Source organism: Streptomyces sp. SID486 (genome assembly GCF_009865385.1).
Classification (GTDB): domain Bacteria; phylum Actinomycetota; class Actinomycetes; order Streptomycetales; family Streptomycetaceae; genus Streptomyces.
Window position 1 is genome coordinate 1 of record NZ_WWJT01000167.1, and the last position, 19,183, is coordinate 19,183.

A 19,183-nucleotide genomic window follows, 5' to 3' on the forward strand; every position below is an offset into this window, starting at 1 on the left:
GAAGTCGGGGTCGTCCTTCATGACGAGGGTGCCCGGACCGAAGTCAGGGTCGTCCTTCATGACCACGGCCCCCGGGCCGAAAGCCAGTTCGAGTGTGCTCATGTTGCACTCCTCAGTTCGGGTTCGTTTCTTGCCGGATGATGTGCTGCCGCCGTGCCGGAACGAATCAGCCCCGGCCGACGGCCTCCTCGGCGGCGGCCCCGCCGGGAAGTGTGGCGTGCACCAGCCCGCGTTCGGCTTGCCGACGGACGGTCCGCATCAGGAATCCGTGGTCGAAACCGGGAAGGCGGGCTCCGATGTCCAAGACGCTGAGCGGCCGTTCACACAGCAGCGCGAGCATGGGGTGCTCGGACAGGTCGACGACGCGGGACCGCTTGTGGCGGCTCCACTCACGCTGCACCAGAAGCCGCGTCGGCCGGGGTGACGGCTCCGCTGAGTAGTCGTCCTCGGCGGTGGCGATCCGCAGCACGTCGTACCGGAAGGGGACGACCCGGTACGGGCGGCGCAGGCTGATGACGTGCGTACCCTCGATGTCGTCAGCGCCGACGACGGCTTCCTCGGCGGGCGGAAGCCGCTTCGGGGTCTCGGAGAGCTCGCAGACCGCGGAGCAGAACCGCAGGACGTCCACCAGGTACTCGGGGAGAGCCGCCCCCACGATGCGACGGAAGGCGAAGTCGTCGAAGGCCGGCATCTCCTCCAGGCGTTCGCCCTGCCCACCGGTGGCGGCCTGATGGTACGCCCGCAGGAAGGCGCCCCTGTCGGTGAAGCGGCCCAGGTGCTCGAGGAAGAGGCCGTACTCGGCCTCCCGGCGCCTGATCCGCTGACCGAGCGCGTACTGCGAGATCCTGTTCAGACTGTCCTGGTCGATCTCACGGATCTGCCGGTACTCCTGCGCCGTCAGCTCGAAGCCGTGCTGTGCGGGGTCGAAACCGGCGCTTCGCGTCATACCGAGGAACTCCTCGTCCCGCAGGCACCGGGTGAGGAAGGACTGGACCTGCTGCAGGCTCATGCGTGGGCCTCCATGGCGGTGAGGGTGGACTCCCGGTCCACACCGAGCAGGCGGCGTGCGTGGTCGAGCATGTCGCGGGTGCGCTCCGGCTCCGCCGGGGACGGCGTGCCGGTGGCCTGGATCTCGAAGACGATCGAGGCCGGCCGGAAGTCCGGATGGCGGCACAGCTCTTCCAGAGTGCGCAGAGCCCAGCGCTCGTCCTGCCGGACGGTGGCGAACGCGGGATCCGCCAGTTCCGCCTCGCAGGCGAGCGGAACGTGCACCTGCCAGATCCGGTCCACGGGGATGAAGGCGAGTTCACGCTCGCGGTCCACCTCGGGCCGGAAGCTGTTGGACATGGCCAGGTTCGACAGGCTGAGGAGGACGCCCGTATCGGCACCGACGGCGATGTCACGCACCTGTTCGCAGACCGACCGGGGGCCGATGCGATTGAGCACCTGCGGTTGGTTCTCCACGATGAGCGGAACGTCGAAGTCCCCGCGTGCGGCTCCGAGATTGTCGATGAAGACCTGGGTCTGTTCGTCGGTGCCGAAGGGCTGCAGGAAGTTCCCGCTGTACGTGTCCGTCGTCCCCACCATCGCCACGTGTTCGCCGATGTACTGACAGCCGGGAACGGCGGCGAGGCGCTGCAGGCGGCGCAGTGTGCGTGGCCGGGGCCGGTCGACCGAGCCGATCATGTACTCGTAACTGTGCAGCGTCCAGGGCGGGCTGCCCGTCCCGGCGTGCACCTCCCGCAGGTAGTCCGGATCGGAGGTGAAGTGCGAGGCGAGGAATTCGAGGATGTCCACCCGCGCACCCAGTTGCGACAGCTTCTCGTGGTAGCGCTGGTGAGCGGGGATGCAGTGGTACAGATAGCCCGCGCCCAGAACGGGCGGGCGGTGCGGGCCGGTTACCGAACGGGTGCTGTTCACGCTGGTCACGACGTGCCTCCGGAGGTTGTCAGGTCGCTGTGAGGGCCGGCTGTCAGGTCGTCGGTGATCCGGTCGGTGATCAGGTCGTTCGCCGGGCCCATGAGGCTCGTCGCCTGGGCGTCCCTGAAGTGCCGTTCGAGCGGGAAGGAGGCCAGGAAACCGCGCGACCCCACCGCCGCCATCAGTTCGGCGGTCACCCGCTGGGCCGCCGCCGTCGCCGCCAGCTTGAACTTGCCGGTGAGTACGTGCGCCTGCGGCGTGTCCCCGCCGCCGACCGCGTGCGCCCCGTACAGGTAGGCGGACTCCACCTGCACCACGGCCCGCGCCAGCGCCCGGCGAACGGTCTCGCTGCGCATCCGGTCGGCCGTGCCCGGAAGTTGACCGGTGCACATGCCCAGCGCCGTCTCCAGGGCCGCTCCGGCGATGCCGAGCGCGAGCAGTCCCGGGTTCAGGCAGACTTCGTGGTTCTCGCGCATCAGCGCGCCGCCCGAGCCGACCGGCCCCACCAGGTCGGCCTCCGTGACCCGGACCCCGCGCAGCGTCAGTGTGCCGGTGCCTGAACCGCGCAGGCCCAGCAGCGGGTAGAGCTCCGGGCAGCTCACTCCCGGGTCCTTGGCGTCCACCCTGACGAAGACCGGGCCGCTCGGGCCGTCGGCCGGCTCCGCCTTGGCCAGGACGTGCACGATCGCGGCACCGGGAAGACCCGTGCAGAAGGTCTTCACTCCCTCCAGCCGCCGCCCGTCGGCATCCTGCCGCAGCACGGTCGCGACGTCCCGCTTTCCTTTCCCGCTCCCGGCTTCCGTCCAGGCGCTCGCGGCGATGCACCGCCCGGAGGCGAATGCCGCCAGGTCGTCGTCGCGTTGCGGTCCGCTGCCATGAGCCAGGGTGCGCCGCACCACCTGGTAGTGGAACATCAGCACCGCCGCCGTGGAGGCACAGCCGCGGGCCACGCGCTCCACCACCAGGGCTGCCGCCCTGTCGTCCAGCCCGAGCCCCCCGAACCGGCGGGGCACCTGGACTCCGAACGCGCCCACGTCCCGCAGGGCGTCCAGCGCGGTCACCGAGGAGGTGGCATTCCGGTCGACGGCCTCGGCATGGGGCGCGACGGACTCTTCGACCACCTTCTCCAACTCGCCGAACCATGCCGAGGCGGCGTCATCGGACCGACCGGCCAGACAGGCCCGGACGAAGGGGGTCCGGTATGAGTGCAGGCGTGACTGCTCCGAGCCTGACAAGACAACTCCCCTGGGACGAGAACGGATACCTTCGACAAGCGCGCTGCCACACCGGAAAGGTCACGCGGCGGCAGGAAACCCGCGGCCGCGCCGAGCCGTTCGCGGAAGGCCGGTGCCGCGGCCCGGAGCCGGCGGGTGGAAGCAGCCGCCGTGCGCCGGGAATACGGTGCGCGTGGTCACCGGGCACGACGGCTGCGGTCTGTGTGGACGTACGCCGGTCCCGGTCCGGCGGTTCGCCGGGATCAGCGTCGTACTGGCGCTCCCGCTCCGGCGGTTCACCGGGTTCGACGCCGGACTGCCGCTCCCGGTCCGGCGGTTCGCCGGGTTCGACGCCGGACTGCCGCTCCCGGAACGGCCCTTCTCCGGGATCAGCGCCGGACTGCCGGTTCCGGTCCGGCGGTTCGCCGGGATCAGCGCCGGACGGGTCGTCCTGCCTCGGGCGGCCGGGTGAAGGGAATCGAACAGTCCGCGGAACGGTACGCCGTGCTGGGACACGATGTGGTCCTCCCCCCTGAGCCACGTGCTGGTCAACGCCACTGTTCGGTGCCTGTCCTGCAACGAGCTTGATAGTTTCTTGCAGGGGCGCTCAGACCGGCGTCGGGTGGACAGCCGCGACGGCCGGCCTGGGCCGGCAAGACCGAGCGTCACGAAGGACCGGCATGAGCATCGGATTCACCCTTCTCGGCAATGTCACCATCCACTCCCGCGGCGTCGCCGTCACGGCCGGATCACCGCGCCAGCGCTGCGTCCTGGCGCTGCTCCTCATCGACGTCAACCGGCCCGTCTCCGCGCAGACGCTCCTCACGCGGGTGTGGGGCGATGATGTCCCGCCGCGTGCCATGACCTCGCTCTACAGCTATGTTTCACGGCTGCGCGCCCTGCGCTCGGATCCGGGCGACGCGGAGCGGTGGGACATCCTGCGGACCCCCGCGGGCTACGTGCTGCGCACCGACAGCTCGGCCGTCGATCTGTTCCGTTTCCGCTCCCTGGTCGAGCGGGCGCGCGGCGCGACGGACCCTCGGGAAGCCGAGGCCTCCTACAGCCAGGCGCTGGCGCTCTGGCGGGGCGAACCGTTCGCCGGGCTGCGCTCCGCCTGGCTCGACGCCTACCGTCTCACGCTGGCGGAGGAACACCTGCGGGCCCGGCTCGACCACTACGAACTGCTGCTGAACCGGGGTCGGCACGTCGATCTCGTCCAGCCCCTCGCCGCGCTCGCCGCCGAGCAGCCCCTCGACGAACAGGTGGCCCACCTGCACATGCTGGCCCTGTACCGGATGGGACAGCCCGCCGCTGCCCTCACCGCCTACGAGCAGTTACGGCAACGGCTCGTGGAGCAGCTGGGTGTCGACCCCGGCCCCCGGCTGCAGGAACTCCACCACCGGATCCTCGTCTTCGACGACGCCCTCGCCGCACCGGCGGCCGACGGGGTGGAGCGCCGTACACCGCACCAACTCCCCGCCAGCCCCTCGGGATTCATCGGCCGACGCGAGGCACTGCGGCTCCTCGACGCACCGGAAGGCCGTGCCGACGGCGCGGCGCCGGACGTCAGCGTGATCGCGGGCATGGCGGGAGTCGGCAAGTCGTGGCTCGCCCTGCGCTGGGCGCACCAGCATGCCGACGAGTTTCCCGACGGCCAGCTCTACGCCCAACTGAACGGCTTCAGCCCCAGTGCGCGCCCCACCGACCCCGGCGACGTCCTGCGGCTGTTCCTGATGGCCCTCGGGGCGACCGAGAGCGAACTGCCCGCCGACACGGAGGGCCGCGCCGCGCTCTACCGCACGATGATGGCCGGACGAAAGATCCTGGTCGTCCTCGACAACGCCCGCGACAGTGCGCAGGTCGTGCCGCTTCTGCCGGGGACACCCGGTTGCCGGACGCTCGTGACCAGCAGGAATCGGCTGAGCAGCCTCAAGGTGCGGGCCGGTGCGGACGTCGTCGCCCTCGGCGTGCTGCCGGCCGGCGAGTCGGCACGGCTCTTCGCCCGCCGGGTGGGGGACGACCGCGCCGCCGAGCCGGCCCTGCGCGACATCGTCCGCTGGTGCGCCGGGCTGCCACTGGCCCTGGACATCGCGGCAGCGCACGCGGACGGTCTGCCGTGCGCCTCCCTCGACCAGCTCGCCCAGGACCTGCGCGATCCGAGCACCCGTCTCGACGTCCTGGACGCCGGTGACGTCTCCGCCAGCCTCCGTGTCCTGTTCGCCGCCTCGCACGCCGCGCTCGATCCGGAACCGGGCCGGGTGTTCGGCCTGTTGGGGCTCGTGCCGCACCAGGACGTGTCCCTGGACGCGCTGGCCCACTTCATCGAACGTGACCCGACGCGAACCCGGCGGATCATGCGCGTCCTGGAGGAAGCCTGCCTGATCCGTCAGCACCGGCCGGGCCGCTATCAGATGCACGACCTGGTCCGGCTCTACGTCGAGGAGCAGGCGACCGGCCTGACCGCCGGGCAGAGCGACCGGCACACGCGCCGCCTCGTCGGTTTCTACGTGTGCACGGCCCAGGCGGCGCACCGGGTCCTGGAGCCGCACCGCACGGCACAGGACCCACCCGCACTCGAGGTTCCGGGGGCCGCCCCCCTCGCCTTCGACGACGCGCAGGCCGCGCTGGCCTGGTTCGACGCCGAGCACGCCTGCCTCCAGGAGGTCGTCACCATCACCGAACAGCGGGGCCTGTGGCTGGATTTCTGCCGTCTCACCTGGGCTCTGCACACGTTCCGCTGGCGTCGCGGCCTGTTCGAGGAAAGCATCCGTGCCTGGTACACCGCCCTGGACGCGGCCGCGGACCTGGACGACGCGTCCCTGACGGCCCACACCCGTCAGCGGCTCGGGGTCGCCCTGGCGCAGGCGGGCCGCTACAACGAGGCCCTGCCCCACCTCGACGCGGCTCTCGAACGGTTCCGCGCGGACGGCGGACTCGCGGGCCTCACGCGCACGCACCACTCGCTCGCCGAGGTCCACGTCCGCATCAACGCCTACGAACGTGCCCTTCCGCACTTCGCGCGGGCGCTGGAGGGATACCGCGAACTCGGCGATCAGGTGGGGGAGTCCAACACCCTGAACGGCACCGGCTGGGCGTTGGCGCGGCTCGGCCGGTACGCGAGCGGCGAGGCGCACTGCCTCCAGGCGCTGCCGTTGCTCCAGGTCCACGAGGACGGCGAGGGGCAGGCCGCGACGTGGGACACGCTGGCGTACATCGCGCGGCGCACCGGCCGCACGAGTCGTGCCGTGGACGCCTGTCGACAGGCCCTCGCCCACTTCCAGGCCATCGGCAACGCCAACCGGGAGGCCGACACGTGGGCGTCCCTCGGAGACATGCAGGCCGATGCGGGAGACGGCGACGCGGCACGCCAGGCGTGGACGAGGGCGCTGGACCTGTACCGGGATCAGGGCCGGACGGCGCGAGCACGCGAGATGGCCAGTCGGTTGGCGGCACGGACGGAGCACTGACAGGGACGGCTCGACAGGAGCCGGAACTCCCGCTGCCGTGGAGCCCACACGGCCGGAGGGACTCCGGGGGCGGCGCCCGTTCCGGGTACCCGCGGCGGGACACGGCCGTAGGTGACCGATGGGCGAAGGGTGGCTCTGCGCAGAGCTTTCCGGGTTCTCCCGCAGGGGCAGCCGGCCCGGTCGGGACCTGCCGGGACCCAGGGAACCGGCGGTGATCATCGCGGCCCGTCGACGACTCGCCCTTATGGACCGGTCGACTCGGCATGATTTGGCTCTGCCCACCGGACCATGACCGGGGCAGGGTGGAGGACCTCGAACGTTGTGGAGGTCTCCCTTGAGTATCGCGTTCCTGCTGACCACCCTGGTCGTGGTGGTCACCCCCGGGACCGGAGTGGTGTACACCCTGGCCGCCGGGTTGGCCCACGGTCGCCGGGCGAGTGTGGTCGCCGCACTCGGCTGCACCCTTGGCGTCCTGCCGCATCTGGTGGCCACGATCACCGGCCTCGCCGCACTGCTGCACACCAGTGCCGTCGTCTACCAGGGGGTGAAGTACCTCGGTGTCGTCTACCTCCTGTACATGGCGTGGGCGACGCTCCGCGACCGGGACGCGCTGTCGGTCGAGGGGGAGGCGGAGCCGCGGCCGGCGTCCCGTGTGATCGCTTCAGCGGTACTGATCAACCTGCTCAACCCGAAGGTCACACTTTTCTTCGTCGCGTTCCTGCCGCAGTTCGTGCCCGCCGGCGAGTCCGGCTCCCTCGGCGTGATGCTCCGGCTCAGCGCGGTCTTCATGGCGCTGACCTTCGTCGTCTTCGTCGCCTACGGGATGTGTGCGGCCGCTGTACGCCACCGTGTGCTGGCCAGGCCGAGGGTGATGACCGGCATCCGCCGGGTGTTCGCCGCCTGCTTCGTGGGCCTGAGCGCGTGGCTGGCGGTGGGATGAGACGAGCTTCCCGGGCGCGGGCGCGGGCGCGGGCACGGGCGGGGGCCGGGGGCGCGGGCGCGAAGCGGATCCGACTCCTCGTGACCAGCCGCCGGTGCGTCGCGCCGGCCCGGGGCGCAGGTGCCACCGCGATGCCGGTCCGCGCGTCGGGACGAGCCCAGGCTGGGGCGCCGGCCTCGGCGCCGTTACGGTCGTTACGGTCGCCCTGACCCCTGACATGCCATCAGGGACGTATCAGGGCAGGCTGAGGGCGGTCCCGGATGGTTCGGGGCGTTCGAGCCGAGAGCATGATCGGCATGACCTTCGAATCCTTTTCTTCCGCGTCCGCGTCCGCGTCCGGCGCCGAGACCGCGCCGGCGTCGACTCAGGAGTCCGCGCCGGTGTCCGCCCGCGGGGGTACGTCCCGCAGGGCCCTGCTCGGCGGTGTGCTGGCCGGGGCCCTGCTTCTGTCGGCCGCAGTCCCGGCCGGTGCCGCTGTGACCGCGCCGGCATCGCCCGCGCCCGCCCACGCGGGCCGGGAGGCGCCCGCCGGGCTGGACGTCAAGGCTCTGCGGGCCGCCGTCGCCGCGCTGGACGACCCGCAGGCCACCGCGGCGCAGATCCGGGTCAGCGGCACCTCGGGCCGCTGGTACGGCGCCGCCGGAACCGCCGATCTGCGCACGGGCCGCGCGGTGACCGCCGACGACAGGTTCCGCATCGGCAGCATCACCAAGGTCTTCGTCGCCACGGTCGTACTGCAACTGTCGGCCGACGGCCGGGTCGACCTGGACACACCGGTCCAGCACTACCTGCCCGGCGTCCTGCCGGCCGAGTTTCCGCCGATCACCGTGGGGCAGCTCCTCAACCACACCAGCGGGCTGCCCGATGAGAGCGGCCCAGACCTGCCGGACATGAGCACACCCGAAAAGGTCCTCCAGCACCGCTACGACCAGTGGACACCACAGCGAATGGTGTCGATGCTCGGCCACGGCTCCATGAAGTTCACACCGGGCCAGAAGCAGGAGTACCGCGGCATCAACTACGTCCTGGCCGCCATGGTCGTCGAGAAGGTGACGGGCAACTCCTACGGCACGGAGATCGACAGGCGCATCCTCCGCCCCCTCGGCCTCCACGACACGTCGGTTCCCGGCAACGACCCCCGCATTCACGGCCCGCACGTCCACGGCTACCTGGCACTGGCCGACGGAACACTCACCGACGCCACCGTGTTCAACCAGTCCGAGGCGTGGGGCGAGGGCGAGATGATCTCCACCAGCCGGGACCTGGAGCGGTTCATGACGGCCCTCTTCTCGGGGAACCTGCTGCCGCGGGCCACCCTGGACAAGATGTTCACCCTGCCCTACGCCGACGTGCACATGCTGGACGGCAGCCCGGCGACCTACAGCATGGGCCTGCAGACGGTGACCTTGAACGGCAAGACGCTGTGGGGCAAGACCGGCGAGCGCTACGGATACAACTCCGGCATGTTCTCCACCCAGGATCAGCGACGCCGCGTCGTCTACTCGTTCAACCCGACGCACCGCGACCGGACCCAGCAGAAGATGACGATCCGGATAGGTGACGCCGTGACCCGCGACGCCCCCTGACCCGGCCGGCCCGGCCGGACCCCCCGGTGGGGCGCTGGGGTCCGGGGCGGGGAGGCAAGTGGGTCGCTGCGCGGTGTGTCAGGCAAGATGAGGGCTCCAATCGATGAAGTTGGTTCTCGCGAGCAGTCAGCCCTGTCTCCCAGGCCCTGCGGCGGCTCGGCGCACGAAGTGGCCAGGGCGAGGACGAGTTCGAGGCTGTGGGACTTAACCGCCACCGCACTACCGAGGACTGGATCTCCAGCGCCCCGCCAGACCTGATGGGATCGATGCTGAGGCGTTCGGGCCGGGCGGCGCGGACGGCAGTGGAGCTGAACGGTGTGCGCGTTGTGATGTGAAAGGCTCTTGCAGGCATCGGCTGAGGGCGGCTCGGGGGCCGAGGGCAGGGGGCCGGGGGCAGCCATGGATCGAGCAGAGGTGCTGCCCGTCGGAGGGCGCGCCGGTACCGGCAAGACGATGGCGGCCGGGCGTCCCAACTCCTAGGTGTGTCCGCCTGATCGTGCCGGAATGGTTGTTCCCCCGTGGCGCTCCAGGGCCGGCCGCTTGATAGCCTGGCCGATCATGCGAGCCCTTTTCCCGGGGTCCTTCGACCCGGTCACTCAAGGACACCAGGACGTGCTCAGGCGGGCTGCCGGCCTGTTCGACGAGGTCGTCGTATGCGTGATGGTCAACTCGAACAAGACCGCCCGTTTCGCCGTCAGGGAACGGCTCGACCGGCTCCGCACGGCAGCAGCGGAACTGAGCAACGTCACGGTCGACTCCCACGTCGACGGTCTGCTGGCCGACTACTGCCGCCGAGCCGGTATCGACGTCGTCGTCCGTGGAGTCCGCGGCGGTCCCGACCTGGCATACGAGATGCCGATGGCCCGCATGAACCACCAACTGGCCGGAGTCGAGACTATCTTCATCCCCGCGGACCCCGCCTTGGCTCACATCTCCTCCACCCTCGTCACCACGATGGGACAGCAGGACCGTGCCCCCGAGTGATGACTTGAGTGAGCTTCTTCCAGCAGCCGGCGGCGGAGGCGAGGGTTCCGCAGATGTCTCCTGTGCAGTGAGACGGACGAACCCCGGTAGCAGCAGGGGCCTCTGTAGCAGCAGAGGGCCATGCGGTCACCCTGCCGTCCGTCTCGCTGCTGCCCGACAGCTCGCTGTCACCGACGGCCGCCGTGTCCGGCGCCGATGCACCGCCGCCCGCTGAGAAAGGCACGAAACCCATGGCGATCCAGCGTAATCCCGAGACCGTCCACCAGCCGTTGGCGGGCTACGACCACCAGATCGAGATAGCAGGCCCGGCCCGCTGGCTGGTGCTCTCCGGACAGGTCGGCATGCGCCCGGACGGCGCCGTCCCCGAAGAGCCCATCGAGCAGCTGCGCGTCGCGCTGGACAACCTCCGCCTCAACCTGGAGGCGGCCGGCCTGGGCGTCCGTGATCTGGTCAAACTGACCTTCATCCTGGTGGGCGACATCGACGCGACGCAGCGCCGGGAAGTAGTGGACGGCTGGCTCGGCGGCCACCGTCCGTGCACCACCCTCTTCTACGCCGCCGGACTCGCCGCTCCGGCCCTGCGGGTGGAAGTCGACGCCTGGGCCGCGACACACGCCGACGGCTGACCCCGCGGCACCGCGACCTGACTGATCGCTCATGCCGGTGTGGTTCCGCAAGGGGAACCGTCACCCGAAGTACGTCGCCCTGCCCGCCGAACGCGCCCACACTCCGCTGTTCGCCGGCCTCGGCACGACCTGGTTGCCGCACCTCCACGGCCCGGGTATTCCCTCAAGCGTCCCGCCACCCGTCGGCCTTCCGTCGACTGTGACTCGCTGCATCTCGGAACTCCGCGCACACGCAGGGGAAGTGAGGAATGCTGGATGACCGTGACCCAAGTGACGAACGAAGCGGTGCCGGAGAACGAGATGCGAGTGCTTCTCAGGGCCCTGGACGGGCAGCGGCGCCACGTTCTCGGCATTCTCGACGGCCTCGACGCACAGGCTTTGCGGCGGCCCGTGCTGCCCTCCGGATGGCATTGCCTGGGACTCGTCCAGCACCTCACGCTGGACGTCGAGCGGTTCTGGTTCCGCGCGGTCGTCGCCGGGGACGAAGAGACCATCCGTGGCCTGACGACCGCCGACGAAGCCTGGAACGTGCCGCCGGACGTGCCGGCGAGCGACGTATTCGACCGATATCGTCAGGAGGCAGAGCTCTCGGACGCCGTCATCACCACCACCTCTGCCGACGCCCCCCTTGCCTGGTGGCCGCGCGACCTATTCGGCGAACCGCATCTGCACACCACACGCGACGTACTGCTGCACGTGATCACCGAGACCGCATGCCACGCCGGTCACCTCGATGCGGCACGAGAACTCATCGACGGCCGCCGTTGGCTGGTCCTGACCTAGCGGCTGACCCGGTTCGCACTTCTGGTCACTGAACCACCGCACAGATATGGGCTGGTCAGGATGGCACGCGCCCGGAGACGGCTGTCGAGGCACGGGCGCTGCGACCGCGCAGCCCCGCTTGTCTAGGATCTCGGACATGGCGAAACGCAAGGTGCACCGACGGGCACGGAAGATCCTCGGCGAGGAGCCGCTGGCGCTGGTCTGGTGCGAGATCCACAAGCGGATCCCTCAGCCTCCGAAGGAGGTTCACCGTGCCGCGGGCAAGGGGCGGCTGAAGCCAGGGCATCACTGGCTGCTCTACGTCGGCGCCACGCTGTTCTTCTTCGTCGTCGTGCCCATGATGCTGATCGACAAGCTCGGCGACAAGACCGGCGAGATGCTGGCGAAGCGGCGAGAACCGTACCGGCGGACGCCGGGGTCGCGGAGCGACACCGGTCCGCAGCGTTCCACTCCGCAGCGTTCCACCCAAGACCGCGGTCCAACGGGTCGCGCGGACGATCCGGCCCACGGCGTCTTCGACGGTGACTGGAACCTGACCGCCGGCCGGCTCCTGCTGCGCTGGTATGGCCACTCGCCCACCCCCAAACGCCTGGTCATGCTGGCGCACGACCGCATCTGTATAGCCGCGTCCCCCCGTCGCAGACTGTCGCCCACCAAGGCCGACGACTTCCGGTCTGTCGCGGAGTTCCCCCTCGATGCGGCCCGGATCGAAGGCGAGTCGGGTCAGCCGCGGGGGTTCGCCACGTTCAGGATCTGCTTCGCCGACGGATCCTGGCTCGAAGTCGGCCGACTGGCCGAGCCCGAAGACGCCGATCACTTCCTGCGCACGATCAGCGCCTGAACGGCCGCTGCCGATTCGCCCGCCGGAGGCACCAGGTGGCAGATAGTAACTCGATCGCGAGACGCCGGCACACCACTCGGAATTCCGACGGGACGACGAGCTCCCCATAACACCGGCTCAGCATGCCCGTGTAAGGAACAGAAGAGGGCCGGCGGTTCGAGGGGGGGACAAGCCGGGGGGCATCCAACGGCGCAGGGAATGGTCCGCTACGGGTGAATAGGGACTCGTGATGTCGGACGGCTGAAGGTGACGTCCTCGTCCGAGACCGCTAACGGCTTCCAGCATGGGATCACGAAGGTGACGTCAGCCACCGCCGCGCCGCCGCGAGAGTCACCTCGACGTCATCGCTCCACGAGCAGACCTCCAGCCACGAGAGATAGCCGCCCTGGACGAACACCAGGACTTCGCCAGGGCACTCGCCGGTTCCGGTGAGGAGCTGTACGTCGGCGGCGGCGACGGTGCCGGGGCCGGTCGGTGCGGGCACCACCTTGTCGGTGTCGAGTGCGAAATAGGCGGTGCCGCACCCGCACGTGCAGCGGGATTGCACCCTGAGCTGCGGTACCTGCCGTCGGAGTGCGACGTGAACGGGCTCGGCCGGGTCCAGGACGAGGTCAAGTACGTCGGCTACGTCATCGGGCAGGCTGTCGGTCACGCCGCCACGGTAGCTGACCAGCAGCTTCGGTCCCCGGCCCGTTCCGGCTCAGCCGACGACAACAGTCACAAGTGGCCCTTCCAGCCACCGTGGCGGTCTTTATCCACTTTCGGGTGAGGGACCATCGGGTGGTGTGGTGGCGCAAGGTGGCGAACCGTTTGCTCGGTTCAGTGCCTGCAAGGGTCGGACTTCCGATGTGCCGTCAACTTGGTGCATTCAACTCATTGATGGTCACTACATCCGAGAGTCACCCGAAGTTGTTTAATGCGTAATGGACTTCGCGTTTACCTCACCTCGCGAAGGTCCGGGTCGCAAGGTGTGGGTGTGCGGCCGTCCGGCTGCACACCAGCACAACGCACCAGGTCGAAGCCGGGGGTCGATGGGCTTGGCCGGGGTGTGCGCACTTGAAGGGGGACCCTCGTGTCCGCATCTTCTTCCGTCCGTCGTCTGGTCGCCGTTGCCGCGGTGGCTGCCGGTGCCGTGGGCGCGGTGGCGCTGCCGGCGTCGGCCGCCGGTCACCACCCGGGCCGTCACCACGACGGCGTCTACATCAGCGAAGCCCGGTTCGACTCGCCGGGCCGGGAAGACCGCTCGAACAAGTCGCTGAACGCCGAGTGGATCAAGATCACCAACGACAGCCGCCGATCGGTGAACCTGGACGGCTGGACCCTCTCCGACCGGGACGGCCGCACCTACACCTTCCATCACTACCGCTTGGACGCCCGCGCCAGCGTCAAGGTCCACACCGGCATCGGCCGTGACAGCAAGAAGGACCTGTACCAGGACCGCCGCAACTACGTGTGGGACAACAGCGACACCGCGACTCTGCGCAACGACCACCGCCGCTTCGTGGACGACCTGTCCTGGGGGCACCACCGCAGCCACCGCTGACCTCTTGCAGCGGCGGCGATGAGTGACGCCGGCCCGCCGGGCCGGCACCGGTGAAGGTGGGCTGGCACCGGTGAAGGTGGGCTGCCCTCCCATTCGGGGCAGCCCACCGTCCGCAGGTCCGCCCCGGGTCTGCCTGCGGTGCCGTTGGCACTTCTGTCAGTCGCTGCTCGCGCATGATGGCTGTCCCGCCGCCGAACGAAGCGGCCGACGGGCTACGCATGGCTGAGGATGACCAGCACTGCCGTGCACTCCCCGAGGATCTGGGCGGCAAGCGCTACCTGCCGCACCCGTGCGACGGACGCGGTCAGGGCGATGACGCAGGCGACGACACCGAGGCCGACGCCGAAGTTGAACAGCCAGGTAGGCAGTCCCGACACACACTGCTCCCCATACGTGAGGCAGCGCGACGCTCGCTCGGAGGCCAGAGTCAGGACACCGGCTGCCAGAGCCGTCGGCACGAAGAGGACGGCACACAGGACGGACCAGAAACGAGAGTGGTCCTTGCCCGCAGCCGGCTGGACCGAAGGCGTAGAGGGATGGGCTGTTGCGTTCATGCCTCGATTCAACGCCGTTCAGCGGACCGGGCACACCGAGCCGGGTACTCAATCGTGGGTGTGCACAGTACTCAGCCTGCGACCTCTGGACGCCGTCACCGGACTTCGGTGTACTCAGCCCACGGCCACGAACTTCCACTGTCCCGATCCATGGTGGACCGGCACCCCGATGGCCTGCACCCGTACCGCCCTTCCGGCGGACCTGCAGCCGGCTGGATGGAGCCGGTGCCCTCAGCGCTTACCTACGTCGTCTACGGGAGGCGGCCCGCAGATTCCTCACACAGGTCGTCCGGCGAAGAAGTCCGCAAGGGACGACGCGAGCTCCTGTGGCGCCTCTTCGGCCACGTGATGCCCGGAGTCGATGCCGTGACCGCGTACGTCCGGTGCCCATTGACGCCAGATCTTCACCGGGTCGCCGTAGAGGTCCTCGAGGTCGTCCCGGAGCGACCAGAGGATCAGCGCCGGGCACCGGATCCGCGTGCCGGCCGCGCGGTCCTCCTCCTCGTGCCGCCGGTCGATGGTGAGACCGGCCCGGTAGTCCTCCAGCATCGCCCGGACCACGTCGGGGTTCCTCGTGGCCGCGCGCCATTCGTCATGGTTCTCCCGACCCATGCTCTGGGGATCACCGCGGTACCAGCTGTCCGGATCGGCGTTGATGACCCGCTCGGGAACATCCGGCTGGGCGAAGAAGAACCAGTGCCACCACTGCGTGGCGAACTCGGCAGTGATGCGGGACAGGTGCTCGGTGAGGGGGAGACAGTCGATCAGCGCCACCCGCGAGACCGCGTCGGGGTGATCGAGTGCAAGACGCAGCGCGACACTGCCTCCGCGGTCGTGACCGGCGAGCGCGAACCGGGCATGTCCGAGGGAACGCATCACCTCGACCACGTCACCGGCGACGGCCCGCTTGGAGTATCCCGCGTGGTCCGCGGTAGGCGCCGGACCGGTGGACCGGCCGTACCCACGGAGATCGGGGCAGACCACAGTGAAGCCGCGTCGGACCAGGAGCGGGGCGACGCGATGCCAGGTCGCGGAGGTCCGGGGGTGGCCGTGCAACAACACCACCGGTGGCCCCTCCCCGCCGTAGCGAACGAGAATCGACGCTTCACCGACCGGAACCCGCCTGGTCTCAAAGCCCTCGAACAAGGCCCGATCCTCCCGTCCTCGTCGACACACCGCCACGCACTCGTCGGCCCAGGCCACGCCCGTACTCGCACCCGGTTCCCACCCGGCCCCACCACCCGGGGCGCCGACCGGCGTAGGAAGACGACCGGTCAGACAGGCTGCGCAAGCCGGCCATATTGCAGACGAGTGCTCAACTGGCACACCCCTCCTCCTGCCCCCGCTGGCTCCTTGAACACCGCTGGCTGACAGGCCAACACCGGGCGCCACGGCCACCGGCAGCTGCCCGCCGAGCCGATGGGGAGCGCCGGATGCTGATGGGGGGCACCGGATGCCGGTGCAGAGCGCCGGATGCCTGTGGGGAGCGCCGTGAGCCGGTGGGGAGCGCCGGATGCCGGCGGGGGAGCGCTCCGAGGTCCATCGTGAGCGCCTTGGACCTCGGCGAGTACCCGAGCCCACACGGCACCACCCTGCTCCTGTGCGGCTCGCTCCGATATCCGGGAATCCGAGCGCGGGCAGGAGCACGGCTGAAACATTGGTCGGGGGACGGTGCCGGTGGCGGACCTTCCGGAGACGACGGGGCATGGCACCGCAGCATGTGCGGGTTGTCAGAGCAGCGAGAGGGCTGGACTCGGCGCGAAGCTCCGCGCCGGATCGGGCCTCTCAACAGTCGACGAGCGTGCGAAGGAGTTCCAGGCCCTCCTGCCAGTCTCCGAGGCCGCTGTCGGAATTGAGGTGGCCGTGGCGGCCGATGAGACGCCCCTGTGCACGCCACTCGTGCGCGAAGGAGGCGGACGTCATCGGGTCGCAGTAGGGGTCGTCGTCGCTGGCCACCATCAGGCTCCGGCACGGCAAAGGGCGAGCGGACAGGCCCAGGAACGTGGATGCGGCCTCACGGGGGAACGCCGGTCCCTGGGGATCCGGAGGCGCGACCAGGAACGCCGCAACCCCGCCGGGTCGCGCCCGGTACAACCAGCGTGCAGTCGCCCAGCAGCCAAGGCTGTGAGCCACCAACGCCACCTGGCTGTCACGCTGAGAAGCGATCTCGTAGGCAGCCTGGACTGCGGCAACCCAGTCCGGCAGGTCCGGCCTGCTCCACGAGGCCGGTGCGATCCGGACCGCTGAGGCTCCCCACTGCCGCTCCCACAGGCTCTGCCAGTGCCTCTCGTCCGAACCGTCGATCCCGGGGATGATGACGTACGCGACCACTGCTTACCGCCCTTTCAATTGCGGCCCCCCACACGTCGTAGGGTCGCCCTGGGGCGATTCTCGGTGAACCAGCGGGCGCGATCCGGCTCGACAAGTGATCTCAAAGAAAGTGGGCGCGACAACGATGGAATCACTCGATGAGATCGACCGTGCCATCTTGGAACTGCTCCAGACAGACGGCCGGCTCACCGGAGCCGAGGTCGGACGCCGAGTCGGCCTGTCCCAGCCGGCAGCCGGCGCTCGCATCCAACGCCTGGAGAAGAACGGGATCATCACCGGCTACCGTGCCGTCGTCGCCCCGCCCGCAGTCGGGTTGAACATCCACGCCGTCATCCGGCTGCGCACCACCCACGCGCAACTGTCCCTGGCACTCGCCCTCGCTGCCCAGACTCCCGAGGTCATCTCGACGCTCCGTGTAACAGGCGACGACTGCTTGCTGTTCGACGTGCACTGCCCTCACGCCGAACGCCTTGAGCAAGTCGTGGACGCCCTCGCCCGCTACGGACCGGTCACCACCTCGCTCGTCCTGCGCAGCTACCCACCCAAGTCGCTGCCTACGGCACTCTCGACAACGCCGTGACCCGCAACACCAAGCCACAAACAGCGCTGCGACGAATGAAGTTGCCGGCATGGCGAACTCCCCTTGGGCCTGTGCTGGCGACCGGGTGCAGTCGGCGTATTGCCCAGGCGTCGTGAGAGCGAGAGCAGCGGCCGTCCGCACTCAGGTGACCGCTGAATACAGTGGAGGGGCCCGGTTGAACGAGGGGACGCGAAGACGTGGATGTGTATGAGGCCGTCGACAGTCGCCGGGCCGTACGGGCGTTCAGCGATGAGCCGGTGCCCAGGGAGGTCCTCGAACGAGTGCTGACCGCAGCAACGCGGGCTCCGTCCAGCGGGAACCTCCAGCCGTGGCACATGTATGTCGTGAGCGGTGGACCCTTGGCCGAACTGAAGAGGCGCGCGACGGCCAGGGCACGGGCGGGAGACCCGGGTGATGAGCGGGAGTATCCGATGTACCCGGACGAACTGACCTCGCCGTATCTGGACCGCTTCTCCGCTGCGGCGGCTCAGCGATACGAAGCGCTGGGGATCGAGCGCGACGACCCCGACCGGCCCCAGAAGATCGCTACCTTGAACTCGGAGGCGTTCGGAGCGCCGGTCGTCTTGTTCTGCTACCTCGACCGGACGATGGGTCCCGGACAGTGGGGTGATGCGGGGATGTACTTGCAGACGGTCATGCTGTTGCTGAGGGCGGAAGGGTTGCACAGCTGCCCCCAGGTGATGTGGACCATGTACCGCAAGTCCGTCAGCCGGACAGTCGGAGCCGATGACGACCTTGTGCTGTACTGCGGCATCTCGGTGGGATTTGAGAAGGAAGGCGTCCCAAGGCTGCGTACGGGACGGGCGGACATGACGGAAACGGTGAGCTTCATCGGGGTGTGACCGCTGACGGCCGGGATCGACAGGACAGGGCCTAGAGATCGTCTTCAAAGGTCAGATCCAGAGCATGATTGAGGCGATGGTGACGGCGGCTTGGTAGGACTCGCGGGTCTTGTCGTAGCGAGTGGCCAGCCCGCGCCACTGCTTGAGGCGGTTGAAGCAGCGCTCGACGACGTTGCGGTGGCGGTAGATGTCCCGGTCGAAGCCGGGCGGCCGACCGCCGCGTATGCCGCGGTTCAAGCGGCCGAGGATCTGGTCGACGCGTTCGGGGATGGTGTGCGGGATGCCGCGTCGTCGCAGGTAGGCGCGGATCTTTCGAGAGCTGTAGCCCTTGTCGGCGACCACGTGGTCGGGCCGGGTCCGCGGGCGCCCGGGCCCGACTCTGGGCACGCTGATCGAGCCCATCACCTGCTCGAAGCGGGTGCAGTCGTTGGCGTTGCCGCCCGATAAGACGAAGCCAAGAGGGCGGCCGCGTCCGTCGCAAGCCAGGTGAACTTTCGTGCTCAGTCCACCACGGGATCGACCGAGGGCGTGATCACCCGCTTCGTCCCTGTCGACGGCCCCTTTTTGCCGCCGGCGGCGTGCTGGTGTGCCCGCACGATGGTGGAGTCGACCGAGACGAGCCAGTCGATGTCTCCGGCCGCGTCTCTCTCCGCCTGGATGGCCCGCAGCATGCGCGAGAAGGTGCCGTCCAGAGCCCACCTGCGAAAACGCGTGTACAAGGTCTGCCAGGAGCCATAACGTTCCGGCACGTCACGCCAGGCCGATCCGGTCCGCAGCTTCCACACGATCCCGTTCAGTACCACCCGGTCGTCCAAACGGGGCCGCCCTGCGGTCCCCGAACTCGGCAGGAACCGCGACAACACTGCCCACTCGGCATCCGAAAGCTCATGACGACGCACCACGACAAGCATGATCCCTCATCACTTGATCACCTTTGAAGACGATCCCTAG

At 69.4% G+C, this 19,183-nt stretch carries 18 protein-coding genes and 1 pseudogene; 11 read left to right on the forward strand and 8 right to left on the reverse strand.

Annotated elements, in window-relative coordinates; genetic code table 11:
• Positions 1-166: 166 nt before the first annotated feature.
• The 3 genes from GT045_RS07995 to GT045_RS08005 are packed head-to-tail and all read right to left on the reverse strand — an operon-like array spanning position 167 to position 3,155.
• A complete protein-coding gene (locus GT045_RS07995) occupies positions 167-1,009 on the reverse strand; it encodes a hypothetical protein (protein WP_161333737.1) in 843 nt (280 codons plus the stop codon).
• Positions 1,006-1,929: a DUF692 family multinuclear iron-containing protein gene (locus GT045_RS08000; RefSeq protein WP_161333738.1), complete on the reverse strand. Its 924-nt coding sequence runs from the start codon at positions 1,927-1,929 to the stop codon at positions 1,006-1,008. Before GT045_RS08000 ends, GT045_RS07995 begins: the two co-directional genes overlap by 4 nt.
• Positions 1,926-3,155 (reverse strand): acyl-CoA dehydrogenase family protein, encoded by a 1,230-nt coding sequence (locus tag GT045_RS08005; protein ID WP_161333739.1) that lies wholly within the window; start codon positions 3,153-3,155, stop codon positions 1,926-1,928. The genes GT045_RS08000 and GT045_RS08005 overlap by 4 nt, the downstream gene beginning before the upstream one ends.
• A 166-nt stretch (positions 3,156-3,321) precedes the next feature.
• Here GT045_RS08005 and GT045_RS08010 point away from each other — a divergent pair, with 166 nt between their 5' ends.
• From GT045_RS08010 to GT045_RS08045, 8 genes are all read left to right on the forward strand, one after another.
• Positions 3,322-3,606, forward strand: coding sequence for a hypothetical protein (locus GT045_RS08010; protein ID WP_161333740.1), 285 nt, complete (start codon positions 3,322-3,324; stop codon positions 3,604-3,606).
• A 208-nt stretch (positions 3,607-3,814) separates the two neighbouring features.
• Entirely contained in the window at positions 3,815-6,601 is a 2,787-nt protein-coding gene (locus tag GT045_RS08015; protein ID WP_161333741.1) for a BTAD domain-containing putative transcriptional regulator, read from the forward strand.
• A 334-nt stretch (positions 6,602-6,935) separates the two neighbouring features.
• Positions 6,936-7,541 (forward strand): LysE family translocator, encoded by a 606-nt coding sequence (locus GT045_RS08020; RefSeq protein WP_161333742.1) that lies wholly within the window; start codon positions 6,936-6,938, stop codon positions 7,539-7,541.
• A 296-nt stretch (positions 7,542-7,837) separates the two neighbouring features.
• Positions 7,838-9,127, forward strand: a complete 1,290-nt coding sequence (locus tag GT045_RS08025; RefSeq protein WP_161333743.1) for a serine hydrolase domain-containing protein — start codon at positions 7,838-7,840, stop codon at positions 9,125-9,127.
• 558 nt (positions 9,128-9,685) lie between these two features.
• Complete coding sequence (gene coaD, locus GT045_RS08030; RefSeq protein ID WP_161333744.1) at positions 9,686-10,111, forward strand: pantetheine-phosphate adenylyltransferase; 426 nt, start codon at positions 9,686-9,688, stop codon at positions 10,109-10,111.
• 230 nt (positions 10,112-10,341) lie between these two features.
• Positions 10,342-10,737, forward strand: a complete 396-nt coding sequence (locus GT045_RS08035; RefSeq protein WP_161333745.1) for a RidA family protein — start codon at positions 10,342-10,344, stop codon at positions 10,735-10,737.
• A gap of 255 nt (positions 10,738-10,992) precedes the next feature.
• The gene (locus GT045_RS08040) at positions 10,993-11,520 is read left to right on the forward strand and encodes a DinB family protein (RefSeq protein ID WP_161333746.1); all 528 of its coding nucleotides are present in this window, start codon (positions 10,993-10,995) and stop codon (positions 11,518-11,520) included.
• Positions 11,521-11,656: 136 nt separating this feature from the next.
• Positions 11,657-12,361 carry a hypothetical protein gene (locus GT045_RS08045; RefSeq protein WP_161333747.1) on the forward strand — a complete coding sequence of 235 codons (705 nt, stop codon included), beginning with the start codon at positions 11,657-11,659 and terminating at the stop codon, positions 12,359-12,361.
• 289 nt (positions 12,362-12,650) lie between these two features.
• On the opposite strand, the gene GT045_RS08050 is transcribed toward GT045_RS08045, so the two are convergent.
• Positions 12,651-13,013, reverse strand: coding sequence for a hypothetical protein (locus GT045_RS08050; protein ID WP_161333748.1), 363 nt, complete (start codon positions 13,011-13,013; stop codon positions 12,651-12,653).
• 420 nt (positions 13,014-13,433) lie between these two features.
• On the opposite strand from GT045_RS08050, the gene GT045_RS08055 reads away from it, so the two are divergent.
• Positions 13,434-13,904, forward strand: coding sequence for a lamin tail domain-containing protein (locus GT045_RS08055; protein WP_161333749.1), 471 nt, complete (start codon positions 13,434-13,436; stop codon positions 13,902-13,904).
• Positions 13,905-14,116: 212 nt separating this feature from the next.
• Here the strand turns inward: GT045_RS08055 and GT045_RS08060 are convergent, their stop codons facing one another.
• From GT045_RS08060 to GT045_RS08070, 3 genes are all read right to left on the reverse strand, one after another.
• The gene (locus GT045_RS08060; protein ID WP_161291504.1) at positions 14,117-14,281 is read right to left on the reverse strand and encodes a hypothetical protein; all 165 of its coding nucleotides are present in this window, start codon (positions 14,279-14,281) and stop codon (positions 14,117-14,119) included.
• Positions 14,282-14,734: 453 nt separating this feature from the next.
• Positions 14,735-15,604, reverse strand: coding sequence for an alpha/beta hydrolase (locus GT045_RS08065; RefSeq protein ID WP_161291502.1), 870 nt, complete (start codon positions 15,602-15,604; stop codon positions 14,735-14,737).
• Between the two features lie 639 nt (positions 15,605-16,243).
• Positions 16,244-16,789 (reverse strand): alpha/beta hydrolase, encoded by a 546-nt coding sequence (locus tag GT045_RS08070; protein WP_161333750.1) that lies wholly within the window; start codon positions 16,787-16,789, stop codon positions 16,244-16,246.
• Between the two features lie 124 nt (positions 16,790-16,913).
• Here GT045_RS08070 and GT045_RS08075 point away from each other — a divergent pair, with 124 nt between their 5' ends.
• Both GT045_RS08075 and GT045_RS08080 read left to right on the forward strand, forming a co-directional pair.
• Positions 16,914-17,369, forward strand: coding sequence for an Lrp/AsnC family transcriptional regulator (locus tag GT045_RS08075; protein ID WP_161333751.1), 456 nt, complete (start codon positions 16,914-16,916; stop codon positions 17,367-17,369).
• 197 nt (positions 17,370-17,566) lie between these two features.
• Positions 17,567-18,232 (forward strand): nitroreductase, encoded by a 666-nt coding sequence (locus tag GT045_RS08080; protein WP_161333752.1) that lies wholly within the window; start codon positions 17,567-17,569, stop codon positions 18,230-18,232.
• Between the two features lie 51 nt (positions 18,233-18,283).
• On the opposite strand, the pseudogene GT045_RS08085 reads toward GT045_RS08080, so the two are convergent.
• A pseudogene (locus tag GT045_RS08085) lies at positions 18,284-19,143 on the reverse strand (IS5 family transposase).
• Positions 19,144-19,183 lie beyond the last annotated feature (40 nt).

Excerpts from the sequence above, each read along its gene's own strand:
- GT045_RS08015 (WP_161333741.1), top strand. The coding sequence starts at position 3,815 with ATGAGCATCGGATTCACCCTTCTCGGCAATGTCACCATCCACTCCCGC.
- GT045_RS08045 (WP_161333747.1), top strand. The coding sequence starts at position 11,657 with ATGGCGAAACGCAAGGTGCACCGACGGGCACGGAAGATCCTCGGCGAG.
- coaD (WP_161333744.1), top strand. The coding sequence starts at position 9,686 with ATGCGAGCCCTTTTCCCGGGGTCCTTCGACCCGGTCACTCAAGGACAC.
- GT045_RS08040 (WP_161333746.1), top strand. The coding sequence starts at position 10,993 with ATGACCGTGACCCAAGTGACGAACGAAGCGGTGCCGGAGAACGAGATG.
- GT045_RS08025 (WP_161333743.1), top strand. The coding sequence starts at position 7,838 with ATGACCTTCGAATCCTTTTCTTCCGCGTCCGCGTCCGCGTCCGGCGCC.
- GT045_RS08035 (WP_161333745.1), top strand. The coding sequence starts at position 10,342 with ATGGCGATCCAGCGTAATCCCGAGACCGTCCACCAGCCGTTGGCGGGC.
- GT045_RS07995 (WP_161333737.1), bottom strand. The coding sequence starts at position 1,009 with ATGAGCCTGCAGCAGGTCCAGTCCTTCCTCACCCGGTGCCTGCGGGAC.
- GT045_RS08075 (WP_161333751.1), top strand. The coding sequence starts at position 16,914 with ATGGAATCACTCGATGAGATCGACCGTGCCATCTTGGAACTGCTCCAG.